We start from the raw sequence: 23,518 nt of genomic DNA, 5'->3' as shown, positions 1-23,518 counted from the left end.
TCACGGCCAGGATCAGCGGCCTAACGACCGCATATTTCCCTCGCCAAATACGTCTCTCAGTCGGAATCCATGATGCTCAAAACGGCCCCACCCCCCCGAAATGAGGGCATAAAACCGCTAGCGGAAATCCCGTTAACATGTTGATATATATAGAAAAAGACTGGATGGTGGGCGCTGACGGGCTCGAACCGCCGACCCTCTCGGTGTAAACGAGATGCTCTACCAACTGAGCTAAGCGCCCCCGAAATCCGGGAAGCGCGCCCCTGCCACAACCGGCCACCGCTGGCAAGCCGTAGCTATTCCTCCAGCGCCTCGAAATAGCGCGCAAGCGCGTCGCACGCGCCTTCGGCCAGCGCGATGAAGATGCGGCGGCCGTCGTGCGGGTCAGCTTCGCGGATGAACAATCCGGCGTCGGTCATCGTCTTGATCCAGCGCAGCGCCGTCGTTGCCGGAACGGCAGCGGCGATACACAGGCTTGATACCGATACAGGCTGGCGTTCGAGCCGTGCCGCGTAAAGGTCGAGCAGCATGTCCCACGCCGGATCGGCGAACAGGTCGGCGGGGAAAAATTGCTCGCGCATTCGCCGCTGGCGCAGCATTTGGCGCACCGCCTTGGCGCGTTGCCGGTCAAGGATGCGCTGTTCGGGGACGAAGCTGCGCGGAATTGCGGCATAGTCGCGGATCGGCGCGCGAACCTGCCCCGGATAGTCGGCATAGTCTCCGCCCTGCGGCGCAAAGCCGGTCGGAGTACCTTCCAGTCCGCGCCGACCCGCCAGATCGCCGAGCAACCGGGATATGCGCGCCACCTCCTCCTGCAACTGGTCGATCCGCTCCATCGCATCGCCCCGCGCATTATCGTGGACCATCATCCGCGGCGCGCGGCGGGCTGCCGCCAGGGCCATTCGCCGATCGGTTCCATCGGCATCGATCAGATATTCGGTTCGCAGCGTTTCGGGTACCACGCCCGCAATACGGTCGAGCGCTGCGAGCGTCGTCTCGCAGATCAGCCTGCTCTTTCGCTCGACCGCGACCGCAAACAGATCGGCCAGCGTTGCGGATTCGATCGCGTCTGTCGCAGCAATCCAGACAATGTCGATGGCGCCCATTTGTCGCAAATGTTCCGCAGCACGCGGCGCCGGAACGACCGCGGCAATGCGTATGCCATCGCCCTGTTCAACGTCCGGGACGGCATGCTGCGGCCCCACGAACACCAGCGACGAGGGGACGCCCCTATGCGCCAGATGACCGAACGGCAGAGGCGCTCCCCAATCCCCCGCATCCCCGTCATTGCCGGGAAAGGCCGCCGCGTCCGACCGAATCCACATGTCATGGTCCATCATCTAATGTTCCCTCCTGCTTGCTCCACCTTGGCGTAACTATGTCGTCATTTCGGCGATATTCACCTTTTGTTCGTTCGTATTCGCCGCCAATTCGGACCCATTTGCCGGATCTGCCGTGGGTTGATGCGGGTTTATGGCGATGAATTTAGTTCAAAATGGACATGGTTTGTTCTTTTCGTCAACCGATTTTCGCCGCTTGCCAAGGAGCCCCGCGCCGGTCAGGCGAGGCTATGACGAACGGACGCTCTTCGTTGATCCGACTCCGCTGGCGGCGGCGCTTACGGTCGGTGGCCGCGCTGATGGTGCTGACCGGTCTCGCTTTGACAACATGGGCGTGGTTGCCCGCACCCACGGTCACCGTACCGCTGGTCCATGTGATCGACGGCGACAGCCTGACGGTTCGGCAGGATGACACCGCGCTGTCGATCCGGCTTTCGGGTGTCGATGCGGTCGAATATCGACAGGATTGCGCCCGCGCCGCCGCGCGTTGGCCCTGCGGGCAGGAGGCGCGATCGGCGCTGGCGAAGCTGGCCGGTCGCGGGCCGCTCCATTGCGAATTGACGGCAAAGGATCGTTACGCACGCACGCTCGCCACATGCCGCACCGCTGTTTTCCCGAATGGGCTGGACCTGGGCGCCGAACTGGTACGGCAGGGCTGGGCGGTCGCGACCAGCGATGCCTATAGGATCGAGGAAGCCGAAGCGCAGGCGCGGCGGCGCGGCATCTGGCAGGGCGACTTTGTCCGGCCCGCCGACTGGCGCGCGGCGCACGAGCGCCCTGCGACGGCGCTGACGACGCCCGACTCGTAGCAAAAACGCACCCGCTATGCCTCGGCGCCGTTTCGGGCTAGGGCGAGCGTCATGAACAGTGTGTTTCCCGTCATGATCGGCGGCGCGATCGGCGCCGGTGCCCGCCATCTGGTGGGCCAGGCGATGCTCGCGCGGCTCGGTCCCGGCTTCCCTTGGTGGACGCTGACGATCAATATCGTCGGCAGTCTCCTCATGGGCCTGCTCATCGGTGCGCTCGCGCGCGGCGATGGCATTAGCGATACAGTGCGGCTGTTCGTCGGCGTCGGAATCCTCGGCGGCTTCACCACCTTTTCCTCTTTCAGCATGGAATTCTGGATGCTTTTCGAACGCGGCCAAAATGCGCAGGCGGCCGCCTATGTCCTCGCGTCGGTGATCGGAGCGATCGCGGCGTGTGGGCTGGGCCTGTTCATCATGCGACAGATACCGGCATGACCGGCGCCAAGCCACAGCTCGACAGCGCCACGATCGCCGAGGAGGACGACGGCATCCGCCTCGATCGCTGGTTCAAGCGCCACCGCGAAGGCACGCCGCATGCGTTGCTCGCGCGCTGGGCGCGGTCGGGGCAGTTGACCCTCGACGGCAAAAAGGCCGATGTGTCCGACCGCATCGCCGCGGGTCAAAAGCTGGTGATGCCGACGCCGCCGGTCGAAGCCGCGGCGCGTCCGGCGCGCAAGGGCCGTCCGCTGACCGATGCCGATATCGAGTTGGCGACCGGGATGATGATCCACCGCGACGCGAGCGCGATCGTACTCAACAAGCCGCCGGGGCTGGCGACGCAGGGCGGTACCAAGACCGACAGCCATGTCGACGGGCTGCTCGACGCGCTGAAATTCGACGGGCCAACGCGGCCCAAGCTGGTCCACCGGCTTGACAAAGACACATCGGGCGCGCTGCTGATCGCGCGCACCCCGCGCGCCGCCGCCTATTTCGCGAAGAGTTTTTCGAACCGCAGCGCGAAGAAGACCTATTGGGCGTTGATCGTCGGGGTGCCCGACATCCAGCAGGGCGAGATCGACCTGCCGCTCGCCAAACAGCCGGGGTCGGGCGGCGAGAAGATGCACGTCCATGACGACGGTCTGCCGTCGAAAACCCGATACCGTGTCATCGAGCGCGCCGGGAACAGCGCCGCGTGGGTCGAGCTGCAGCCGCTGACCGGCCGCACCCATCAGTTGCGCGTCCATATGGCGGCGATCGGCCATCCGATCGTCGGCGACGGCAAATATGGCGGCAAGGGCGCGTTCCTGACCGGGACGATCAGCCGCAAGATGCATCTGCACAGCCGCCGCCTGCGCATCGATCATCCCGACGGCGGCGCAATCGATGTCAGCGCAGAAGTGCCGGACCATTTCGCCGCCAGCCTTGACGCGCTGGGCTTCGACCTGCTGCTGGGCGAGGTCGGGATCGATCCGACCGATAAAGGCCCGCCGCCCAAAGCGGCGCTGAAGGCGCAGGCGAAGGCGCACAGCAAACAAATCCGCAAGGCGCGGCGCGGCGAACGCCGCGGGCGCACTGCGGAGGGCAAGCCCACCGACTTTGTCGGCAAGCCGAAACCCAAGCCCAAGGCGAAATCGGGCAAGCCCGGCAAACCGGCGCCCGCAAAAGCCGCAGGCAAAAAACCGAGCGCGAAGAAACACCCGGCGCGTCCACCGCGAGCAAGCTGATGCATCCCAACTCCGCCTTTCGGCCGCGCCAAGACGACCTGGCCGAACTGCTGGTCCGCGAGATCGGCTTTGCCGCGATCTTCGCCGCCACCCCCGACGGCCCACGCGTTGCGCACGCGCCGGTGGTTCTCAGCGACGACCTGGCCACGCTGCAATTCCACCTCGCGCGCGGCAATGCGCTGACCCGGCACCTCGATGGCGGAACGGCCCTCGCAGTGGTGCAGGGGCCGGATGCCTATGTCAGCGCCAGCTGGTATGAGGCAGCCGACCAGGTGCCGACGTGGAATTATGTCGCGATTGAAATGGAGGGCGTCGTCGGCAAGCTCGACGACGCAACGCTCATCGCCCACCTCGACACGCTGTCGGCGAACCATGAGGCGCGCGTCGGCGCCAATCCCCCATGGACCCGGGACAAGATGAGCCCCGCGCTGTTCAGCAAGATGACCGGCGCGATTACCGGTTTCGAACTTCGGATTACCGCTTGGCGCCCCACGATCAAGCTGTCGCAGAACAAGTCCGCCGACGAACGCGAGCGCGTTGCCGCGGGCGTCGAGGCAACGGGCCATGGCGCGCTCGCGCAGTTGATGCGCCACCTTGGCGACGATAGGGAGGGCGCATGACCCAAGCCGACGACGCGCTCGCCAAGAAACGATATTTCGCGATTGTCGCGATGCGCCTTGCGGGCGCGTTGCTGGTCCTGATCGGCTTCGTGCTGATTCGCGGCGGTTGGGAGCTGGCGGGGCAGCCGACCGACCGCTGGATCGGCGTCGCGCTGGTGTTGATCGGCGCTTTCGATTTCGCTGTGATGCCGCGGTTGCTCGCGCGGCGCTGGCGCTCCCCCAGAAACCTGTGAAGCGCTTCTGGAAAGAGGTCGCCGTCGTCCCGCAGGACGGTGGCTGGGGTGTCGCGCTCGACGGACGGCCGACGCGCACGCCGCACCGCGCACCGCTGGTGGTGGCGAACACGGCGCTGGCCGAAGCGATCGCAGCCGAATGGCAGGCGCAGGGCGAGACGATCGATCCGCGTGCGATGCCGATGACCGGGCTCGCCAATGCCGCGATCGACCTCGCGACGCCCGACCCGGCGGGGTTCGGCGAACCCGTCGCCGCCTATGCGGAAACCGACCTCCTCTGTTACCGCGACGACCGCGATGCGGCGTTGCAGGCGGAGCAGGTGGCGGCGTGGAACCCGATCCTGGCGTGGGCCGAAGCGCAATTCGGGGTCGAATTCATCATCACGCAGGGAATACTCCCAGTCGACCAGCCGCCCGCGACGGTCGCGGCGCTGCGGGCTGCCACGCTGGGACATGACCCTTGGCGGATGACAGCGCTGACGCCGCTCGTGACGATCGGCGGATCGCTGGTCGCCGGGTTGGCCTGCATGGCGCAAGCGTTCCACCCCGAGCATTTGTGGGACGCAGTCAGCCTAGACCAATTATATCAGGAACGCCGCTGGGGCGCCGATGCCGAGGCGCAGGCGCAACGCGCCGCCCACAAGCGCGACTGGGACAATGCGGTGCGGTTTTTGGGGTTGATCTAAACCGATCCTCCCTGTCGCGTAGCGATGGGGAGGTGGCGACGGAGGGGCCATAACGCTGCCGTCGCTGCCCCTCCACCATCCACTTCGCGGACGGTCCCCCTCCCCATGGCTTCGCCACAGGGAGGATTTCAATCCACGAAATTCGGCTTCCGCTTCTGCATCCCGGCCATCACCGCCTCCATCTGGTTCGGGGTGCGGATGACCTTCACCTGCTCGTCGCTTTCGGCCTGCAAAATCTCCGCGTCGGTCGCATCGGCCAGCATGTTGCACAGCCGCTTGGCGCCGCGGATCGCATGGGGGTTTTTGTCGGCGATCACCGCGGCCAGCTCCAACGCCTTGGCCAAAGGATTATCGGACACATGCGTCGCGAACCCGAGCAGCTTCGCCTCCGAGCCGTTGAACTCGCGGTTGGTGTAGATCATCTCGCGCAGCACGTCGTCGGCGACCTGCGTGCGCCACAGCGCCATCCCGGCGACGTCGGGGACCAGCCCCCAACGCATCTCCATGATCGCGATCCGCGTGTCGGGATGGACGATGCGGATGTCGGCGGCGGCCATGATCTGGCTGCCCGCGCCAAAGGCAACACCGTGCACCGCGGCGATGACCGGTACCGGCAGTTCGCGCCACCCCCACGCTGCATATTGCGGACCATTGGCAATCCCGTGCGCACGCTCGGTCAAACTGCCGCCGGTGCTGCTCGTCCCGGGATCACACTCATTGCTCAGGCTGGAGAGATCAAGCCCGGCGCAAAAGGCACGCCCCTCTCCCGACAGGACGACGACGCGCAGCCCCGCCATTGCCTTGAGCGTATCGATCGCCTCGGTCAGCGCCGCCCACATTGCGGGGTCGAGCGCGTTCATCTTGTCGGCGCGGATCAGCCGCACATCGGCGATGCCGCCGTCGAGCATGGTGATCGAAATCCGGTCTTTCATCGAGGAATCCCTTTCAGCGCGGCCTCAACCAACGGAAGCTGGTCATTGCCGAAATACATATCATCGCCATCGACAAAAATCGTCGGCGATCCATAGCCGCCGCGCGCGATCAACTCGTCGGTATTGGCGCGCAGCCGCGCCTTCACTGGGTCGCTGTGCGCAGCTGCGGCAAGCCCTGCGCCGTCGAGCCCCTCGGCATCGGCAACCGCCGCCAGCACCCCCGGATCGTCGAGATTTTCCTGCCGGTCAAAATAGCTAACGAAGACCGCCGCCGCAAAACGCAAAAGCGCCGCCTGATCCTCCTCCAGCGCGCAGCAGAACCGCATCGCAGCGATGCTTTTGGCCGGATGCCATTGCGAAGGAAAATTCATCGGTACGCCTGCCAGCCGCGCCCAGTCCTGGAGCACCTTCCAGCTATGCTGGAGCCGCCGATTGTCCGCCTGCTCGCGCGCTGCATAGACGGCGGGGTTAACCGCATTGAACACCCCGCCGACCAGGATCGGCCGGTACAGGGCGGTCGCGCCCGTCCGCTCAAGCACGCCAGGCAGATTGTGAAATGCAAGGCAGGTCCAGGGCGACGACAGGTCGAAGAAAAATTCGACACGCGCGCTCATGCTCAGGTCTCCGCCTTCGCCTTGTCCCAATATTGATCACGGAGCAGGCGTTTGTAGAGTTTGCCAGTGTCGTGGCGTGGCAGCGTTTCCAGAAAGTCGATGCGCCGCGGGATTTTCACCCCCGACAGTTTCTCACGGGCATAGGCAATCAGTTCGCCGCGGAGTTCGTCGGTCGCATCCGCCATATCGGCGGGCTGGATCACCGCGATCACCTCTTCGCCCATTTCGTCGTGCGGCCCGCCAACCACGGCGACGTCGGCGACCTTCGGATGGTTGACGAGGTGATTTTCAATCTCCTGCGGATAGACGTTGACGCCACCGGTGATGATCATGAAGCTCTTGCGGTCGGTGAGGTACAGAAAACCCTCTTCGTCCAGCTTGCCGACATCGCCCAGCGTCGACCATCCCTTTGAGTTACGGCTCGACGCGGTTTTCTCGTCATCGCCGTGATATTCAAAGACATTCTCGCTTTCGAAAAAGACCGTGCCTTCCTCGCCCACACCAAGCTCGGTCTCGTTATCCTCGCCCATGATATGCACCGTGCCCAAGATCGGGCGACCGACGCTGCCCCGGTGGGTCAGCCAATCGGCGCTGGAGATGAAGGTCATGCCATTGCCTTCGGACCCGGCATAATATTCGAAGAGCACCGGCCCCCACCAGTCGATCATCGCCTGCTTGACCGGGATCGGGCATGGCGCGGCGGCGTGGATCGCGACCTTCAATGACGAGGTATCGTAGCGGGTACGAACCTCCTCGGGCAGTTTCAGCATTCGCACAAAATGCGTCGGCACCCACTGGCTGGAATTGACGCGATATTTTTCGATGTGCGCCAGCGCCGCTTCGGGATCGAACTTCTTCATCAGGACGACGGTGCCGCCCAGACGGTGGATCGTCATCGACCAGCGCAGCGGCGCGGCATGATAGAGCGGCGCGGGCGACAGATAGATGCTGTCCGCATTGATCTGGAACACCGCAGAGGCGAGCATGACCAGGCTGTTCATCGCGTCGATCGCCGGCTCTTCGGGCAGCGGCACGCGCACCCCCTTGGGCCGCCCGGTTGTCCCCGACGAATAGAGCATGTCGACCCCGGCGCGCTCGTCGGCGACGGGGGTCGCAGGCATCGCGGCAACCGCATCCTCCCAGCTGGCCCAGCCTGCAATCTCGCCGCCCATCGCAAAGCGGGTGATTGTCGTGGTCAGCTGCTGCGCCGCGGCGCCCAGGCTGGCCGATACGACGAGCATCTTGGCGCCCGAATTTTCGAGGATATAATCGGTCTCGTCCTGCGTCAGCCGCGATGAGATGCAGACGTAGCGCAGCCCCGACCGCTGCGCGCCCCAGGTCAACCCGTAATAATGTGGGGTGTTGTCGAGCATGAAGGCGACGACATCCTCATGCCCCAGCCCATGCGCGCGAAACAATTGCGCGGCGCGATTCGACGCCGCGTCGAGTTCGCCATAGCTGATCGCCTCTCCCGTTTCGGCGACAATGATCGCGGCTTTGTCGGGGTTGCTGCGGGCATGAACGGAAGGGTGCATCGGGCCATCATCTCCGGGAATCGTTGGTTTCTTATGTCCCAGATCAGTAGCAAGCTGAAACTTTTGGTCAAGCGAGGGGAGGGAAACACGCGGCTTCGGGCGTCGATGACATCGGATCGGGCCGCGTTCGCAAAGCATAACCCTGCCCCTTCACGGTCCACAGCATCGGCCAAGCGAAGCCGCGATCGACCTTGGCGCGCAGCCGCGACATATGCACTTCGACGCGGTTGGTGCCGGGGTCAAAATCGAGCCGCCACACCGCGCGGAGCAGCGCATCGCGCGACATCGGCCGGTCGGGAACGCGCGCCAGATTGGCGAGCAGGTCGAACTCGCGCAGCGGCAGGCGGATCAGCCGCCCTGCGCGCTCGACCCGCCGGTCGATCAGATCGATGCGAAGCTCGCCCGCGCCGATCTGCCCCGCCGTCAGCCGCGCGCGCCGCAGCAAGCCCGCAATGCGGGCAAGTATTTCGGGCAAATTCCTGGTCCATCCTGCGGCATCATCCGCACCTCCGCGCAGGGCCAACAACCGGTCGGCGACGCTGTCGCGATCGGACAGCGCCAGCATCGGACGGCTGCCCGCAATGCTGCGCGCGAGGCGAACGAATTCTGCGGGTTCCTGCCAACCGAGAAAGGGGTTGAGGACGAGCATATCGAAACAGCCGTCGAGCCACGGCCGCAAACCCGCAGCGGGTGGCGCGAGCCGCTGGGCGCGCCACCCCTCGGCGACGATGGCCCCGGCGAGCCGCTCGGCCCGCGTTTCGTCAGGATGGAAAAGCGCCACCACGGGCGCCGCGAGGCCGGGCGGGTGCGGCGTTTCGGATCCAATATATGCGGTCGATCGCATCCACGCTCCCTCGCCCCGTCTTACGATCTACCCAGCGCACCGGGCATTGCGCGACACCGCGCCTGTGCTAACTCCGCAGCATGAATGCAGCCCAGATCCTCGACGGCGACTTCGCCACCCTGCCCGACCTGGTCCGTGCCCATGCCGCGGAACGTCCCGATGCCGTAGCGGCTGCCGACGCCGAGCGGCGGCTGAGCTGGTCCGAACTGGATCAATTGGCCGACCGAATCGCGGCGCGCTTGCAGCAGGACGGCTTTGCCAAAGGCGACCGCACCGCGATTGCCGGACTGAACAGCGTCGAGCAGATGGCCGTCATCATCGGCACGCTGCGCGCGGGGGGCGTCGCGGGACTGGTCACCAACAGCGCGACAGGCGAACAGATGGCCGCGATGATCGCCGATACCGGAGCGCGCCACCTGTTCATCGACAGCGCGGCGAAAGCGAGCCTGGAAGGCCAGGTGATTACCGCCAGCGACCTGATCGCGATGGACGGCAGCGAGGCGGGGACGCCACTCGACGCGTGGCTGGCACTGGCAGGCGCCAAGCACACGCCGGTCGAGATCCTGCCCGAGGACGGTTTCAACATCATCTATTCGTCGGGGACGACCGGCATACCGAAGGGCATCATCCACAGCCATGCGATGCGGTGGCAGCATATCATCCGCGGCGCCCCTGCTTATGGTCCCAACGCGGTCACCATATTATCGACCCCGCTCTATTCGAACACGACGATGGCGAGCTTCCTGCCGACCGTCGGGTCGGGCGGCCAGACCGTGCTGATGAAGAAATTCGACGCCCGCGGGTTCCTCGAACTCGCGGCGCGCGAGCGTGCGACCAACACCATGCTGGTCCCGGTGCAATATCGCCGCATCATGGCGCTGGAGAATTTCGACAGCTTTGACCTCAGCAGCTTTGTGGTCAAATACTGTACCTCGGCGCCCTTCCCCGCATCGCTTAAGGCCGATGTGCTCGCGCGCTGGCCCGGCGGGCTGGTCGAAATCTACGGAATGACCGAGGGCGGCGCGGCGTTCATTCTGGAGGCGCATCAATTCCCCGACAAGCTGCACACGGTCGGCCGCCCCGCGCCAGGCCATATCGCCAAGGTGATCGACGAGGCGGGTAACGAACTGCCGCAAGGATCGGTCGGCGAAGTCGTCGGCCGCTCGCCCGCGATGATGACCGGATATAACAACCGTCCCGACGCGACCAAGGCGATGCACTGGTACGATGCGGAGGGAAATCTCTTCTATCGCCACGGCGATATCGGGCGGATCGACGAGGACGGGTTCCTGACCCTGATGGACCGCGCCAAGGACATGATCATTTCGGGCGGCTTCAACATTTTCCCGAGCGACCTCGAAGCGATCCTGCTCGCCGACGACCGCGTCGTCGAGGCCGCCGTGGTCGGGATGCCGAGCGAGGAATGGGGCGAAACCCCGGTTGCCTTCGTCGTCCTGAAGGACGGCGCCGATGCTGAGGCAGTTCGCGCGGATTGCAACGCCAAGGTCGGGAAGACGCAGCGGATCAGCGGCATCACCGTGGTGGACGAACTGCCGCGCAGCCCGATCGGTAAGGTGTTGAAGCGGGAATTGCGCGACTCCTACGCCACGTGATCCTCCCTGTCGCGCAGCGATGGGGAGGTGGCAGCGCGAAGCGCTGACGGAGGGGAGGCGATAACGCTACCGTCGCAATGCCCCTCCACCATTCGCTTCGCGAGCTTTCCCCCTCCCCATGGCTTCGCCACAGGGAGGATTGATCAGCCCAATCCAGCCGCCTCTATCGCCGCCAGCGCGCTTTGCAGGCGCGCGTCGCCATCGCCCTCGACCCACGCCCATTTGAGCTTGCGCCGTTCCAGCTCGCCGATCGCGAGATCCATGAACTGCCGCCGCGCCAGGTCGCTGCCGAACAGGCGGGTGCCGTCCTCCTGCCATTCAAGGTCCATCGCCGGCACCAGGTAGAGGTCCGCAACATCGTCCCACAGATCGATTTCGGGCAGGCGGCGGCCGAGCAGCATGATCGCCCATGCCTGCGTCATCAGCGCATCGGTATCGGAGATCAGCCATTCGGGATTTTGCGCCAGCGCTTCGCGGGTTGCCGCGATATGGCCGTCGAAGATTGCCAGCAGGTCGATGTCGTCCAGATCGGTCCCGTTCGCCTCGGCGTAGGTGCGGCCATATTCGGGGACGACAAGCCCGCCCAGCCGCAACGCGAGGCGCGGTGCCAGCGTCGATTTGCCGGTGCTTTCGGCGCCGTGGAAACAGACATGATGGGTCAAGCCGCCACCCTGTCCGTTGCCGCGGCGCGGCGCCACTGGATCAGCCCGTCGATCGACAGGCCGAGCAGCACGACATAGACCGCGCTGGTCGCATAAAGCCCGCGCCAGGCGAACAGCGGGATCGCGATCAGATCGACGATGATCCACAGAAACCAGCTTTCGACCCGCCGCCGCGCGAGTAGCCATTGCGCGGTGATGCTGCACATCGCGACCGCGCCGTCGATCCAGGGTGCAACGGCATCGGTGTAGCGGTCCATAGCGAAGCTCCATCCGATCCACGCAACGATCGTCGCCGCGGCCCAAGCCTGGCGCGACGCCCGGTCCATCCAGCCGACCGGGACGCCGCTGTCGCCTTTCGCGCGCAGCCAGCTGGCCCAGCCGTAAAGATTAAGCGCGAAGAAGAAGCCCTGCAAAACCATGTCGCTGTACAGCCGCGCGTCATAGAAAACGGCAGCGTACAGACTGACCGCGACCAGTGCGAACGGATAGTTCCAAACGCTGCGCAGCGCGACGAGCGAGACGTTGATCAGGACCAGCACCGCGGCCAGCCATTCGATCTGCGTCACGCGGGCGGTTCCAGCCGCTTCACATCCACATGCGGGCGCGTCCACAGCCCGTCGCGGCTGATCCGGCGTCCCGGCGGACGGCGGAGCACCGACCAGCCGGCGCGCACGATCCAGCCGAGCTTGGCCAGCCGCGTCGTGCTGGCGCGGTGGTCCCACGCATGGTCGCCGCGGGCGCGGACTTCGCGCGCGATATCGCCATAGATGCCCGCGGCGGCGAGGACGGCCCAGCGGCTGCGCGGCGGCAGTTTGCGCGCGCCCCAACGCGCCGACGCCTCATATTCCTCGGCCATTTCGGCCAGCCATTTCGCCATCACCGACAATCGTCCACGGAAAGCGGGGTGCATGTGCTGGCCCGGCGGGATGTCGAGTTCGACCATCCATTCCATCGGCAAATAACAGCGGTCGGCAGCGGCATCCTCGGCCACGTCACGCGCGATATTGGCGAGCTGGAACGCGATGCCGAGGTCGCAGGCGCGGTCGAGAGTCGCCTCATCGGCGGGGTCGACCCCCATCACCAGTGCCATCGCGACCCCGACCGCGCCCGCGACATGATAGCAATAGCGCAGTAGGTCGGCCTCGCTGCGCGGGCGCCAGTCGTCGGCGTCGAGCGCAAAGCCCGCAATGATGTCGTCGATGACCGCGCGTGGAATTGCCACGTCAGTCAGCAGAAAGCCGAGCGCGTCGAACGCTTTTTCCCCCGTCGGCTGTCCGGCAAAGGCGGCGTCGGTGAGGGTGCGAATGCGCGCGAGCGCGGCCTGCGCGTCATGATCCTGCGACATCGCGCCGCCATGATCCTGTCCGTCGGTCAGGTCGTCGGCAGCGCGGCACCAAGCGTAGAGCAGCCAGACGCGTTCGCGCGTTTCGCGGTCGAACAACTGGCTGGCGAGCGCGAAACTTTTCGATCCGCGCGCGATGCTGTCGTGCGCGAAACCGTGGAGGGCGTGCGCGTCATAGACCCCCTCAATCATTGTGGCGCCGCATCCATTACAGATCGTCGGCCTTCATCGCGAAGATCGGCGCATGGGGTTCATAGGTCGCCATCTTCTCGAGCAGATCGTCGAGCCCGGCGTCGACGATCATGATCCCGGCGTGCGCGGGGCGGATGAAGCCGACGTCGATCATATTCCGGTTGAAGGCGATCAGGTCGTTGTAAAATCCAGCGGCGTTGAGCAGCCCGACCGGCTTGTTGTGATAACCCAGCTGCGCCCAGCTGATCGCTTCCCACAATTCATCCATCGTGCCGACGCCGCCGGGAATGGTCAGGAAACCGTCGCTGAGGTCGGTGAACATGCGTTTGCGTTCGTGCATGCCGCTGACGACGTGCAATTCGGTGCAGCCGCGGTGCGCAACTTCGGTGCCGACGAGCGCGTCGGGGATTACCCCGATGACTTCGCCGCCTGCCTCCAGCGCGCTATCGGCGACCGCGCCCATCAGCCCGAGGCGGCCGCCGCCATAAACGACGCCAATGCCGCGCTCAGCCAGCGTGCGGCCAACATGGCGCGCGGTTTCGATGTAGACCGGATCGGCAGGGGTCGCGGACCCGCAATAGACGGCAAGACGTTTCATTGCTCTGAGGCTTTCGCAAATTTCCGGTTGGGCTGAGCTTGTCGAAGCCCCGCCCTTTCTTCCTCTGCCTTTGAAGGAAGAACGGCCCTTCGACAAGCTCAGGGCGAACGGTGTTTGGTATTCAGGTGGCGTCCTCGAGCATCAGCTTCGCAGTCGCCTTCGCGCTGCCGACGACCCCCGGGATTCCCGCGCCCGGATGCGTCCCCGCGCCGACGAAATACAGGTTCGAAATAACATCGTCGCGATTGTGCGCGCGGAACCACGCGCTTTGCCACAGTACCGGCTCCAGGCTGAACGCGCTGCCCAAATGCGCCGACAGGTCGCGCCCGAAATCGGCGGGGGTGTAGTGGAAGCTGGTCGCGAGATTGGCTTTCAAGCCCGGCAGCACCCGCGCCTCGACCTCGTCCAAAATCGCATCGGCGAATTGCTGGCCGAATGCACCATCCCAATCGACCTTCGCCTTGCCCAGGTGCGCGACCGGGGCAAGCACGTAAAAGGTTGAATAACCGTCGGGCGCCATCGCCTTGTCGGTCGCGGTCGGATGGTGGAGGTAGAGCGAGAAGTCATCGGGAACGACGCCGTTTTTGTAGATGTCGTCGAGCAGCCCCTTGTAGCGCGGGCCGAACAGGATGCTGTGATGCGCGATGTCGGGGTAATCGCCCTTCACCCCGAAATGGACGACGAACAGCGACGGCGACCAGCGTTTGCGCGCCAGCGATTTGGCCGCCTTCTTGCCACGTGGATGGTCCGACAGCAGTGCGGCATAATTGTGCATCATGTCGCCGTTCGATGCGATCATGTCCGCCTCGCCGCGCCAGCCGCTCGCGGTCTGCACGGCGGTCGCACGGTCACCCTGCGTCTCGATCTTGGTCACCGGATCGGCGAGGCGGAGCGTCCCGCCCAGCCGTTCGAACAACGCCACCATGCCGGCGACCAGCTTGTTCGTGCCGCCGCGCGCGAACCACACCCCGCCCTCTTTCTCGATCGTGTGGATCAATGCATAGATTGAGCTGGTGTTCATCGGATTGCCGCCGACGAGCAGCGTGTGGAACGACAGCGCCTGCCGGAGCCGCTCGTCCTGCACATAGGAGGACACGATGGAATAAACGCTGCGCCATGCCTGATATTTCATAAGCGCCGGCGCCGCCTTGATCATCGAGGCGAAGTCGAGGAAGGCGGCCGAGCCAAGCTTGACATAGCCCTCCTCATACACTCCCTTCGAATAGGTCAGAAACTTCTCATAGCCCGCGACGTCGGCGGGGTTGAGCTTCGCGATTTCGGCGTTGAGCGCCGCTTCGTCGTTCGAATAGTCGAAATTGGTGCCATCGGGCCAGTTCAGGCGGTAAAAAGGCATCACGGGATCGAGCGTCACGTCGGCGGCAATATCCTGCCCGCTAAGCGCCCATAGTTCCTTTAGGCACGGCGGATCGGTGATCACCGTCGGCCCGGCGTCAAAAGTGAATCCCTGCCGCTGCCAGTGGTAACCGCGCCCCCCGGCCTTGTCGCGTGCCTCGACGATGGTCGTCGCAACCCCGGCCGATTGCAGTCGGATGGCAAGCGCAAGGCCGCCGAAGCCGGCGCCGATAACAAGTGCGGTGCGAGTCATTTCCAGTCCAGTTTTGAAAGCGCCGCAAGCGCGCGGCGTACAGATACGGGCGGCTTGCCCGACAGGATGCGCAATTTGTCGGCGGTATTCGACCGTCCCGCATAAAAGCGCGCAATCAGGCCGGGCGCGAGGCCATAAAAGCGCTGAAAAATGCGGTATCGCTCATCCGGTTCGGCGGCGCGGAACAGCATCGCGCCGAGCATCCGGTAAAAACGCTGGCGGCGCCATGACCCCGCGGCGCGGCTGCGCAGCCGCGGCCCCAGATCGCCGCGATCGATCAGCGCGGGCAGCGCCGCCGCGGTGCGCACCGCATCGGGCAGCGAATAGCCCGTCAAGGCGTGGAACACCCCGGCGCGCACGCCGATGCGCGCGGTGCGGTCGATCGCGGGCCACAGCCGGTCAAACGCGCCCGCGACGACGACGGGAAGTACGCCGGTTTCCTCGCGCGTGATTGCGGTGACATTCCATTGCCGCCGCGCCGCATAGGTCGCGATCCGGTCGCGCACCGCTGCGACATCAAGGTCGGGTGTGTCGCTGTAGTAAGTGTCCTCGACAAAGACCGTCTGGGCATCGAAGGGCAGCAGATAGACGAAGCGATAGCCGTCCATTTGCTCGACCGTGGCATCCATCACCAGCGGGCGGTCGATGCCATGCCCACCCTCGACGGTCAGCGCCTGCCCGACGAATTTCTGCCAGCCGCAGTCGAGCATCGACGTCTTGCCGGTACCGCGCGCGTCGATGACATGCTTTGCCGACAACCGACCGCCGCGCGACAGCAGCACATGGTCGGGCGCGACATGCTTGGCCCTGTCGGTGATGATACGGCCTGCGGGCAGCGCCGCGGCGACTGCTTCGGCCAGCGCTTCGCCGGTGATACTCTTATACCCCATCCGCACCCGGCGCTCGCGGTCAGGGAAAGCGACGTCATAGCTGTCCCAATGGTAGCGGACGAGCGGCGCGACGAGCCAGCGGTCGCGCTTGGCGATGTCGCTGTCGAAAAACGACCAGATATGATTGCCGCCAATCGCATCGGGTTCGATCAGCCGCACATCGAGCGCGGGCCGCTTCGCCGCGAGCGCGAGCGCGGCGAGCCCGCCCGCCAGCCCGCCGCCGACGATGGCAATGTCGCAATAATCAGGTTCGGACGCGGTCATCCGTCCGCCCTAGCGGCGCTAACGACGAAGCGCAAAGCCGTTCGCCGTGCCGGTCGCTCCTTGCTTGACTTGCCGGGAGAAACGACCGAATCCGGGCGGCATGAGCAAAACGGCGCATGTCATCGCGATTTACAGCCTGAAAGGCGGGGTCGGAAAAACCAGCCTGGCGGTGAATCTGGCCGCCGAGGCGGCGCTGCAAGCGGGCGGGCGCACGCTGCTATGGGATCTGGATGGGCAGGCGGCGTCGAGCTTCATTCTGGGTCACGACGGGCCGGGCAAACGCACCGCCGAACAGGTGTTCGACCGCGACGTCGCGCCGTCCAAGCTTGTCACCGGAACGGCGATCGCTGGACTTGACCTGCTGCCCGCCGATACATCACTGCGCGGCCTCGATGCCCTGTTCCTCGACGCCGGCAAGAAAAAGCGCCTTGCGCGGCTGCTTGCCGACGTCGGCACCGATTATGACCGCATCATCCTCGACTGCCCGCCGGGGCTGACCGAAACCAGCGAGCAGATGATGCGCGCGGCCGACCTCATCGTCGTGCCGGTGATCCCTTCGCCGCTGTCGCGCCGCGCGCTCGACGAAGTGATCGCGCATCTGCGTCCGGCCAAAAAGGACAGCGCCCCCTTGCTGCCCGTCTATGCCATGGTCGATGCGCGGCGGGGACTTCACCGCGCCGCGCTGGCCGCCGAAGCCGCTTGGCCGGTGCTGCCGATGGCGAGCATCGTCGAACAGATGGCGGCGCGCCGCAAGCCGCTCGCCGCCTATGCCCGCTCCAGCAAGGCGGGCAAAGCCTATGCCGCGCTATGGCAGCGAGTCGCCGGACTGCTCGACGCGAAACGCGGGTGACGGCGGCCGTCGCCCTGCTCTGGTCTGCGCTGGCCATGACGCTGATCGTCGGGGTCCGCTACCTGCTCAGCAGCGGCGGCTTTGCCCTGGCGACGCGGATCAAGCATCCGGGACTTTATCGCGGACTGGAGCCGCAGATGCGGCGCGAGATCGGCTGGAGCCTCGCCAGCGCCGCGATTTATGGCGTCCCGGCAGGCGTGGTCGCGTGGGGGTGGCAGGCGCATGGCTGGACACGGATTTATACCGACGTCGATGCCTGGCCGCTCTGGTATCTCCCGGTCAGCCTGTTCGCCTATCTGCTCGCTCATGACACATGGTTTTACTGGACCCACCGCTGGATGCACCGGCCGCGGCCGTTCCGTATCGCCCATGCAGTCCATCACCAAAGCCGCCCGCCAACCGCGTGGGCAGCGATGAGTTTTCATCCGGTCGAGGCGATCACCGGTGCGGTTGTCATCCCCGCGCTGGTGTTCCTGATCCCGATCCATGTCGCGGTGCTGGGGCTGGTGCTGACGATCATGACCGTCATGGGGGTTGGCAATCATATGGGCTGGGAAATGTTCCCGCGCGCGCTTGTTCATGGACCAGTCGGGCGGTGGCTGATAACCGCAACGCATCACGAGCAGCATCACGCCGCTTACCGGGGGAATTATGGCCTGTATTTCCGTTTCTGGGACAAGATCTGCGGCACCGATATCGGGCTTGGCAGCTTTGCTGCTGCTCACCGCCGCCGCGAGCCCCCCGCCGCCGACGGTTGATGTCAGCGTTACCGGGCTGCGCAGCACCAAGGGGCAGATACTCGTCTGCCTGACCGCCAACCCCAAGGCCTTTCCCGATTGCAGCAAGGACAAGGCGTCGGTGCGTCTGGCGGTAAAGGCCGCCAACGCGGGTCATTTCAAGATCGCCGCCCCCGCTGACGGCACCTATGCGGTTGCGGTTGTCCATGACGAAAACAGCAACAACAAGATGGATATGGCGCTGTTCATGCCGAAGGAAGGCTTCGGCTTTTCGCGCAATCCGGCGATCGGCATGGGTGCGCCCAAGTTCAAATCGGCGAGCTTTGCGGTCACCGGCGAAACGCATCAGGCCATCAAGATGAAATATATGCTCTAGTGAGCATCGCGGCGCCCGGCTAAAGCAGCGCGCGTGACCGCGTTATCCCCCCGCATTGCCGCTTTTGCCGCCCGCTGGCCCAAGCTGATCGCCCTGACGCTCGGCGCCATTTCGGCGACGGGATTTGCGCCCCTGAATCTCTGGCCGCTGACCTTGCTCGCGCTCGCGGGCTGGATGACGCTGGTCGCGCGCAGTCCTAAGGGCTGGCAGACGTTCGGGATCGGCTGGGCGTTCGGGGTCGGGCATTTCGTCGTCGGCCTGAACTGGATCGCGACGGCGTTCACCTATCAGGCGGCGATGCCCGCATGGCTGGGGTGGATCGCCGTTGTGCTGCTGGCGCTGTATCTGGCGGTGTATCCCGCGCTGGCGGCTTGGGGGGCTTGGCTATTCATTCCCCCCCGGAAAGGGGAGGTGCCAGCGCAGAGCGCTGACGGAGGGGGGGTGCATCCTTCAACCAACGTCGTGCAAGGCCGCGAGCCCCTTCCACCGGCTTCGCCGGTCCCCCTCCCCGGGATGGGGAGGATTTCGCTGTCCTCCATCCTCGCCTTTGCCGCACTATGGACGCTCACCGAATGGCTGCGCAGTTGGGTGTTCACCGGCTTTGCGTGGAATCCGCTGAGCGCGATCCTTGCACCGATGACGCCGATGCTCTCGCCGACACGTCTGGTCGGCACCTACGGAATGTCGGCGATCGTCATGCTAGCCGCCGGGTTCATTCTTGTCCAAGCGGTGCGATGGCTGCCGGCATGGCGGTGGGCGCTCGGCCCTTCATTGAGGGCTGGCACATTTCCGACCGTCATACTCGGCGGCATATTGGTCGCAGCGGCAGTGATCACTCTGGTTTTTGCTCAAGCAAGCGCCGTGGGCAATTTCGTTGATAGGGCCGTCGTTTCTGCGGCCACGCCACAACCGAAATCCATTCCCATCACCGTCGTCCAGCCGAACGTCGGGCAGGCGGACAAATGGGTCGGCGCCAAGGCCGACGCCAATTTCGCCAAACTCGCGCGGCTGACTGCGCCGAAGGACGACAGCCCGCGCCTGATCCTGTGGCCCGAGGCGGCAGTGCCCGACTATCTCGAATGGGGCTATCCGGCGGTCTATTATGACCGCTCGCCCGCCGCGGCGAGGGCGCGGTTGACGGCTTTGATGAACCCCGATGACGTGATGCTGCTCGGCGCACTCAAGCTCGAACTCGACAAAAGCGGCGACGTCGTCGGCGCGCGCAATGCAGTGATGACTGTACATGCCGACGGCACCCTCGGCGCGCGGTATGACAAGGCGCATCTCGTGCCTTATGGCGAATATCTGCCGCTGCGCCCCGTGTTGTCGGCAATCGGGCTGTCGCGCCTTGCCCCCGGCGATATCGATTTCTGGCCCGGCCCCGGTCCGCGCACCCTCGACCTTGGCGCCTTTGGCCGTGCGGGGCTGCAAATCTGTTACGAGATCATCTTTTCGGGGCAGGTCGTCGACCGCGACCACCGCCCCGATTTCATCTTTAACCCTTCGAACGACGCTTGGTTCGGTAGCTGGGGTCCGCCGCAGCATCTGTCGCAGGCGCGGCTGCGCGCAATTGAGGAAGGGCTGCCTGTCGTGCGCGCGACGCCGACCGGGATCAGCGCGGTCATCGATGCCGATGGCCGCATCCGCGAATCGTTGCCGATGTACGCCGCTGGGCGGATCGACACCGTTCTGCCACCTGCGCACGCCCCGACGCTGTTCGCGCGTTTCGGCAATATCCTGCCGGTCGGATTTGCGCTGCTGTTGCTCGCGGCGGCCATTGCCTTTCGCCGCCGCGGACGCTAACAGCGGCCTCACATAAAGCTTCCTTTATATCCGATCCGCGTCTATTCGTTCCAAGAAGGCTTCCCATGCGCAACAGCTTCCTCTTCACCTCCGAAAGCGTGTCCGAAGGACATCCCGACAAGGTTGCCGACCAGATCAGCGATTCGATCGTCGACCTGTTTCTGTCGAAGGATCCCGAAGCGCGCGTCGCCTGTGAAACGCTGACCACCACGCAGCTGGTCGTGCTGGCGGGCGAAATCCGCTGCAAGGGCGTGTTCGAAAACGACGCCTGGGCGCCGGGCGCGCTGGAGGAAATCGAAGCGACAGTGCGCAAGACGGTGCGCGAAATCGGTTACGAGCAATCGGGTTTTCACTGGGAAAGCTTCCGTTTCGAGAACAATCTGCACGGCCAGTCGGCGCATATCGCGCAGGGCGTCGATGCCGGCGAAAACAAGGACGAGGGCGCGGGCGATCAGGGGATCATGTTCGGCTATGCGTCGGACGAAACCCCCGACCTGATGCCCGCAACGCTTGATTACAGCCACAAGATCCTCGAACGCATGGCCGCCGACCGCAAGGCCGGCATCGCGCCGTTCCTGGAACCCGATGCCAAAAGCCAGGTCACGCTGCGCTACGCCAACGAACGCCCGGTCGAAGCGACCGCGATCGTCGTGTCGACCCAGCATGCGCCGGGCTATTTCTTCCACAATGGCGAAGGCGACGAGGCGCTTTACACCGAGCTGCGCAAATATGTGCTCGGCGTGATCGCCGACGTGCTGCCCGCTGAGCTGCTCACCGCCAACACGGTCTATCACATCAACCCGACCGGCCGCTTCGAAATCGGTGGGCCCGACGGCGACGCCGGGCTGACCGGGCGCAAGATCATCGTCGATACCTATGGCGGCGCGTCCCCGCACGGCGGCGGCGCGTTCAGCGGCAAGGATCCGACCAAGGTCGATCGTTCGGCGGCGTATATTACCCGCTATCTCGCGAAGAATATCGTCGCCGCAGGCCTCGCGCGCCGCTGCACGATCCAGCTGAGCTATGCGATCGGGGTTGCCGAGCCGCTGTCGATCTACGTCGACCTGCACGGTACCGGCACCGTCGAGGAAAGCCGCATCGAGGCGGCAATCCCGCAGCTCGTGCGCCTGACGCCGAAGGGCATCCGCACCCACCTTGGCCTCAACAAGCCGATCTACAAGCAGACCGCAGCCTATGGCCATTTCGGGCGCACCGCAGAAGGTGACAGTTTCCCTTGGGAGCGCACCGACCTCACCGACAAGCTGAAGGCGGCGCTCGCTGCCTGACCGGCTTGCCATTGCCGCTCCGATCTGACAGCTTTGGGGATCAGGCTGCGGGAGCGACGGGATGGCAAGTTATTGGATGAACGCGTGTTTTCTTGCAGCAGCACTAACGCTGGTCGCGGGCTCTGCGGCAGCGCAAGAACCGCTCAAGGTCAAGCCGGGCAAAGTTTGGAAACACCAGCATAGCGGCATATCGGTGCCCGCGACGCTAGCGGGCAATGCCCGGACAAGCGCAACGAGCTTTGCCGCGGACGATCTGGATGTCGGCCTGCAGTTTGACACCCCGGGTTCGGCGGAAGCGGTTTCGGTCTATATCTACCGCAACACCAATGGCGCGGTCCCGGTGTGGTTCGCCCAGGCGCAATGGGCGATCGAGAATCGCGCCATTTATGGCGATCCGAACATTGTCGGCGCCCCCTCGGCCCTCACGCCGCCCGGGCAGACGACGGCATCAGGGCTCAGCGCGATTTATGCCGCCAACGGGCGCTCGCAGTATAAGAGCACCGGCGTAATGCTGCTCCCGATCGGCAACTGGTATGTAAAAATTCGGGCTTCGTCGCAAACGCGGTCACCCGCCGACCTCGCGAGGTGGATGGACGCAGCGCTGGCGGAGATCGAGTGGCCACGGAACATTGCACCTGCCGAAGCAGCTTCGCCTGCTGTTCCCTGCGCCAAACCCCTCCAGTTCCAAGGAAAAGCGGCAGATGCGAGCGGCAGCGACCTGACGGCTGAGGCCTTGGGTGTTGCACTGATGTCGGCCGCTGCCGGTGACGATTCGATCAAGAAAGAACCAGCTACAACGTCTATGGGACAATGGTGCCGCGACAGGCAGCTGGATGGAAATATCGCCGTCTATCGACCCGGCGGTTCGGAAACGAGCTATTTGCTCGCTTATGGCGACAACGGCAATGGGATATGGGTCGGCCCCTCGCCAATGAAGGTCGCGATGGACGAGATTGCGAGCAAGAACGGAACCAAAGCCTCTTTGCGCTATAATGTCACGCTCCATACGGCGACGCAGGACATCAATTTCTTGTTGCAGGACCGATTGCCATCGCCGGAGCGTGTGATCGAAATACTCAACGCCAACAACCGCGCCAGTACGGTGGGCACGTGGGGAAAGAATCGCCAGGTCCAGATCAACAGTGGCGAAAAACTGAAATAGCGCACTTTAACCGGCGGCGCGGCCGCGCTAACGCGCACCGCATGACTGCGCACAAACCCGGCGATCCGACGACGATCAACCGCCTTTACGGTCGCTCCAAGGGCAAGCCCCTTCGCGCCGGGCAGCAGGAGCTGGTCGATACATTGTTGCCGCAGATTGCGGTGCCGGAAGTTGGCGAAGTTTCCGCGCAGCGTGTGTTCGGATCCGAAATTCCGTTGCATTTTGAAATCGGCTTTGGTGGCGGCGAGCATATGGCGGCGCGCGCCGATATGCTGCCCGATCATGGCTTTATCGGCGCTGAGCCGTTCATCAACGGGGTCGCGCAGGCGCTGGTCCATGTTGCCGGCGATCATGGCGCGAAACTGCCGCTGGGCAATGTTCGCATCCACCACGGCGACGCTTTGGAAGTGTTACAGCGCGTTCCCGACGGCGCGCTCAGCTTTGCCTATCTGCTCCACCCCGACCCCTGGCCCAAGGCGCGCCATGCGAAACGGCGGATGATGAACGACGGCCCGCTCGACCTGATCGCGGCCAAACTGAAGCCCGGCGGCGAATTCCGTTTCGGCACCGACCACCCGATCTATCTGCAACATGCCCTGATGGTCATGCGCCGCCACCGCCACCAGTTCGAATGGCTGGCCAGCGACGCGCAGGATTTCCAGAACCGCCCGGGCGGCTGGCCAGAAACGCGTTACGAAGCCAAGGCGCGCCGACTGGGGCACGAAGTCTGGTATTTTCGCTGGAGGCGTATATAGGAGTGCTATAGGGTTGAAAAGGCTAGTTTTTTATAGCCACTCCCTATGCTATCTTTTCCCCAATTACGCGGCAATTTCCGCCACGGTGATTGCCGGGTGATTGCTGGA

Annotated in this window: 25 protein-coding genes and 1 tRNA gene; 14 read left to right on the top strand and 12 right to left on the bottom strand. The window is 64.7% G+C overall.

Going from position 1 to position 23,518, the window contains the following annotated elements:
* Window positions 1-165: 165 nt before the first annotated feature.
* A tRNA-Val gene (locus VGN68_RS06280) sits at window positions 166-241 on the bottom strand.
* A 55-nt stretch (window positions 242-296) separates the two neighbouring features.
* Window positions 297-1,340: a MarR family winged helix-turn-helix transcriptional regulator gene (locus VGN68_RS06275; protein ID WP_327474903.1), complete on the bottom strand. Its 1,044-nt coding sequence runs from the start codon at window positions 1,338-1,340 to the stop codon at window positions 297-299.
* A gap of 251 nt (window positions 1,341-1,591) precedes the next feature.
* Between VGN68_RS06275 and VGN68_RS06270 the strand changes: the two genes are divergently transcribed.
* Genes VGN68_RS06270 through VGN68_RS06245 form a run of 6 tightly spaced genes read left to right on the top strand, consistent with a single transcriptional unit; the run spans window position 1,592 to window position 5,349 of the window.
* Window positions 1,592-2,149, top strand: a complete 558-nt coding sequence (locus VGN68_RS06270) for a thermonuclease family protein (protein WP_327474901.1) — start codon at window positions 1,592-1,594, stop codon at window positions 2,147-2,149.
* Window positions 2,150-2,200: 51 nt separating this feature from the next.
* On the top strand, window positions 2,201-2,581 hold the full coding sequence (crcB, locus tag VGN68_RS06265) for a fluoride efflux transporter CrcB (RefSeq protein WP_327474899.1): 381 nt from the start codon (window positions 2,201-2,203) through the stop codon (window positions 2,579-2,581).
* A complete protein-coding gene (locus tag VGN68_RS06260; RefSeq protein ID WP_327474897.1) occupies window positions 2,578-3,810 on the top strand; it encodes an RluA family pseudouridine synthase in 1,233 nt (410 codons plus the stop codon). Before crcB ends, VGN68_RS06260 begins: the two co-directional genes overlap by 4 nt.
* Entirely contained in the window at window positions 3,810-4,430 is a 621-nt protein-coding gene (locus VGN68_RS06255; protein WP_327474895.1) for an FMN-binding negative transcriptional regulator, read from the top strand. The genes VGN68_RS06260 and VGN68_RS06255 overlap by 1 nt, the downstream gene beginning before the upstream one ends.
* Window positions 4,427-4,663 carry a hypothetical protein gene (locus VGN68_RS06250; protein ID WP_327474893.1) on the top strand — a complete coding sequence of 79 codons (237 nt, stop codon included), beginning with the start codon at window positions 4,427-4,429 and terminating at the stop codon, window positions 4,661-4,663. Before VGN68_RS06255 ends, VGN68_RS06250 begins: the two co-directional genes overlap by 4 nt.
* Window positions 4,660-5,349 (top strand): ATP12 family chaperone protein, encoded by a 690-nt coding sequence (locus tag VGN68_RS06245; RefSeq protein WP_327474891.1) that lies wholly within the window; start codon window positions 4,660-4,662, stop codon window positions 5,347-5,349. The genes VGN68_RS06250 and VGN68_RS06245 overlap by 4 nt, the downstream gene beginning before the upstream one ends.
* Before the next feature lie 128 nt (window positions 5,350-5,477).
* Here VGN68_RS06245 and VGN68_RS06240 read toward each other — a convergent pair whose 3' ends face one another.
* The 4 genes from VGN68_RS06240 to VGN68_RS06225 form a co-directional block, all read right to left on the bottom strand.
* A complete protein-coding gene (locus VGN68_RS06240; protein ID WP_327474889.1) occupies window positions 5,478-6,281 on the bottom strand; it encodes a crotonase/enoyl-CoA hydratase family protein in 804 nt (267 codons plus the stop codon).
* Window positions 6,278-6,895, bottom strand: coding sequence for a 2-hydroxychromene-2-carboxylate isomerase (locus VGN68_RS06235; protein WP_327474887.1), 618 nt, complete (start codon window positions 6,893-6,895; stop codon window positions 6,278-6,280). The genes VGN68_RS06240 and VGN68_RS06235 overlap by 4 nt, the downstream gene beginning before the upstream one ends.
* 2 nt (window positions 6,896-6,897) lie before the next feature.
* Complete coding sequence (locus VGN68_RS06230; RefSeq protein WP_327474885.1) at window positions 6,898-8,430, bottom strand: acyl-CoA synthetase; 1,533 nt, start codon at window positions 8,428-8,430, stop codon at window positions 6,898-6,900.
* A gap of 67 nt (window positions 8,431-8,497) precedes the next feature.
* Window positions 8,498-9,274, bottom strand: coding sequence for a response regulator transcription factor (locus tag VGN68_RS06225; RefSeq protein WP_327474883.1), 777 nt, complete (start codon window positions 9,272-9,274; stop codon window positions 8,498-8,500).
* 80 nt (window positions 9,275-9,354) lie between these two features.
* Between VGN68_RS06225 and VGN68_RS06220 the strand changes: the two genes are divergently transcribed.
* A complete protein-coding gene (locus VGN68_RS06220) occupies window positions 9,355-10,887 on the top strand; it encodes a class I adenylate-forming enzyme family protein (RefSeq protein ID WP_327474881.1) in 1,533 nt (510 codons plus the stop codon).
* Window positions 10,888-11,030: 143 nt separating this feature from the next.
* On the opposite strand, the gene VGN68_RS06215 is transcribed toward VGN68_RS06220, so the two are convergent.
* The 6 genes from VGN68_RS06215 to crtY all read right to left on the bottom strand — a co-directional run bounded on the left by VGN68_RS06215 (window position 11,031) and on the right by crtY (window position 16,441).
* A complete protein-coding gene (locus VGN68_RS06215) occupies window positions 11,031-11,549 on the bottom strand; it encodes an AAA family ATPase (protein WP_327474879.1) in 519 nt (172 codons plus the stop codon).
* Complete coding sequence (pnuC, locus tag VGN68_RS06210; RefSeq protein WP_327474877.1) at window positions 11,546-12,115, bottom strand: nicotinamide riboside transporter PnuC; 570 nt, start codon at window positions 12,113-12,115, stop codon at window positions 11,546-11,548. The genes VGN68_RS06215 and pnuC overlap by 4 nt, the downstream gene beginning before the upstream one ends.
* On the bottom strand, window positions 12,112-13,083 hold the full coding sequence (locus tag VGN68_RS06205) for a phytoene/squalene synthase family protein (protein WP_327474876.1): 972 nt from the start codon (window positions 13,081-13,083) through the stop codon (window positions 12,112-12,114). The genes pnuC and VGN68_RS06205 overlap by 4 nt, the downstream gene beginning before the upstream one ends.
* A gap of 16 nt (window positions 13,084-13,099) precedes the next feature.
* Entirely contained in the window at window positions 13,100-13,681 is a 582-nt protein-coding gene (locus VGN68_RS06200; RefSeq protein WP_327474874.1) for a TIGR00730 family Rossman fold protein, read from the bottom strand.
* A 121-nt stretch (window positions 13,682-13,802) separates the two neighbouring features.
* Window positions 13,803-15,287 (bottom strand): phytoene desaturase, encoded by a 1,485-nt coding sequence (locus VGN68_RS06195; RefSeq protein ID WP_327474872.1) that lies wholly within the window; start codon window positions 15,285-15,287, stop codon window positions 13,803-13,805.
* On the bottom strand, window positions 15,284-16,441 hold the full coding sequence (gene crtY, locus VGN68_RS06190) for a lycopene beta-cyclase CrtY (protein ID WP_327474870.1): 1,158 nt from the start codon (window positions 16,439-16,441) through the stop codon (window positions 15,284-15,286). Before crtY ends, VGN68_RS06195 begins: the two co-directional genes overlap by 4 nt.
* A 100-nt stretch (window positions 16,442-16,541) precedes the next feature.
* Between crtY and VGN68_RS06185 the strand changes: the two genes are divergently transcribed.
* From VGN68_RS06185 to trmB, 7 genes are all read left to right on the top strand, one after another.
* On the top strand, window positions 16,542-17,291 hold the full coding sequence (locus tag VGN68_RS06185) for a ParA family protein (protein WP_327474868.1): 750 nt from the start codon (window positions 16,542-16,544) through the stop codon (window positions 17,289-17,291).
* Window positions 17,292-17,326: 35 nt separating this feature from the next.
* A complete protein-coding gene (locus VGN68_RS06180; RefSeq protein ID WP_327475037.1) occupies window positions 17,327-18,049 on the top strand; it encodes a sterol desaturase family protein in 723 nt (240 codons plus the stop codon).
* On the top strand, window positions 17,994-18,404 hold the full coding sequence (locus VGN68_RS06175; RefSeq protein WP_327474866.1) for a DUF2141 domain-containing protein: 411 nt from the start codon (window positions 17,994-17,996) through the stop codon (window positions 18,402-18,404). The genes VGN68_RS06180 and VGN68_RS06175 overlap by 56 nt, the downstream gene beginning before the upstream one ends.
* A gap of 33 nt (window positions 18,405-18,437) precedes the next feature.
* Window positions 18,438-20,207, top strand: coding sequence for an apolipoprotein N-acyltransferase (gene lnt, locus VGN68_RS06170; RefSeq protein WP_327474864.1), 1,770 nt, complete (start codon window positions 18,438-18,440; stop codon window positions 20,205-20,207).
* Between the two features lie 65 nt (window positions 20,208-20,272).
* Window positions 20,273-21,493 carry a methionine adenosyltransferase gene (gene metK / locus VGN68_RS06165; RefSeq protein ID WP_327474862.1) on the top strand — a complete coding sequence of 407 codons (1,221 nt, stop codon included), beginning with the start codon at window positions 20,273-20,275 and terminating at the stop codon, window positions 21,491-21,493.
* Between the two features lie 61 nt (window positions 21,494-21,554).
* A complete protein-coding gene (locus VGN68_RS06160; protein ID WP_327474860.1) occupies window positions 21,555-22,655 on the top strand; it encodes a hypothetical protein in 1,101 nt (366 codons plus the stop codon).
* A 41-nt stretch (window positions 22,656-22,696) separates the two neighbouring features.
* Entirely contained in the window at window positions 22,697-23,410 is a 714-nt protein-coding gene (trmB, locus tag VGN68_RS06155) for a tRNA (guanine(46)-N(7))-methyltransferase TrmB (protein WP_327474858.1), read from the top strand.
* Window positions 23,411-23,518: the final 108 nt, after the last annotated feature.

Source organism: Sphingopyxis sp. (genome assembly GCF_035998965.1).
Classification (GTDB): Bacteria; Pseudomonadota; Alphaproteobacteria; order Sphingomonadales; family Sphingomonadaceae; genus Sphingopyxis.
This window is presented reverse-complemented; position numbering and strand designations above follow the sequence as displayed.

Excerpts from the sequence above, each read along its gene's own strand:
- VGN68_RS06275 (WP_327474903.1), bottom strand. The coding sequence starts at position 1,340 with ATGATGGACCATGACATGTGGATTCGGTCGGACGCGGCGGCCTTTCCC.
- crcB (WP_327474899.1), top strand. The coding sequence starts at position 2,201 with ATGAACAGTGTGTTTCCCGTCATGATCGGCGGCGCGATCGGCGCCGGT.
- VGN68_RS06260 (WP_327474897.1), top strand. The coding sequence starts at position 2,578 with ATGACCGGCGCCAAGCCACAGCTCGACAGCGCCACGATCGCCGAGGAG.
- VGN68_RS06255 (WP_327474895.1), top strand. The coding sequence starts at position 3,810 with ATGCATCCCAACTCCGCCTTTCGGCCGCGCCAAGACGACCTGGCCGAA.
- VGN68_RS06250 (WP_327474893.1), top strand. The coding sequence starts at position 4,427 with ATGACCCAAGCCGACGACGCGCTCGCCAAGAAACGATATTTCGCGATT.
- VGN68_RS06240 (WP_327474889.1), bottom strand. The coding sequence starts at position 6,281 with ATGAAAGACCGGATTTCGATCACCATGCTCGACGGCGGCATCGCCGAT.
- VGN68_RS06235 (WP_327474887.1), bottom strand. The coding sequence starts at position 6,895 with ATGAGCGCGCGTGTCGAATTTTTCTTCGACCTGTCGTCGCCCTGGACC.
- VGN68_RS06230 (WP_327474885.1), bottom strand. The coding sequence starts at position 8,430 with ATGCACCCTTCCGTTCATGCCCGCAGCAACCCCGACAAAGCCGCGATC.
- VGN68_RS06225 (WP_327474883.1), bottom strand. The coding sequence starts at position 9,274 with ATGCGATCGACCGCATATATTGGATCCGAAACGCCGCACCCGCCCGGC.
- VGN68_RS06220 (WP_327474881.1), top strand. The coding sequence starts at position 9,355 with ATGAATGCAGCCCAGATCCTCGACGGCGACTTCGCCACCCTGCCCGAC.
- VGN68_RS06205 (WP_327474876.1), bottom strand. The coding sequence starts at position 13,083 with ATGATTGAGGGGGTCTATGACGCGCACGCCCTCCACGGTTTCGCGCAC.
- VGN68_RS06200 (WP_327474874.1), bottom strand. The coding sequence starts at position 13,681 with ATGAAACGTCTTGCCGTCTATTGCGGGTCCGCGACCCCTGCCGATCCG.
- VGN68_RS06195 (WP_327474872.1), bottom strand. The coding sequence starts at position 15,287 with ATGACTCGCACCGCACTTGTTATCGGCGCCGGCTTCGGCGGCCTTGCG.
- crtY (WP_327474870.1), bottom strand. The coding sequence starts at position 16,441 with ATGACCGCGTCCGAACCTGATTATTGCGACATTGCCATCGTCGGCGGC.
- VGN68_RS06185 (WP_327474868.1), top strand. The coding sequence starts at position 16,542 with ATGAGCAAAACGGCGCATGTCATCGCGATTTACAGCCTGAAAGGCGGG.
- VGN68_RS06180 (WP_327475037.1), top strand. The coding sequence starts at position 17,327 with ATGACGCTGATCGTCGGGGTCCGCTACCTGCTCAGCAGCGGCGGCTTT.
- metK (WP_327474862.1), top strand. The coding sequence starts at position 20,273 with ATGCGCAACAGCTTCCTCTTCACCTCCGAAAGCGTGTCCGAAGGACAT.
- VGN68_RS06160 (WP_327474860.1), top strand. The coding sequence starts at position 21,555 with ATGGCAAGTTATTGGATGAACGCGTGTTTTCTTGCAGCAGCACTAACG.
- trmB (WP_327474858.1), top strand. The coding sequence starts at position 22,697 with ATGACTGCGCACAAACCCGGCGATCCGACGACGATCAACCGCCTTTAC.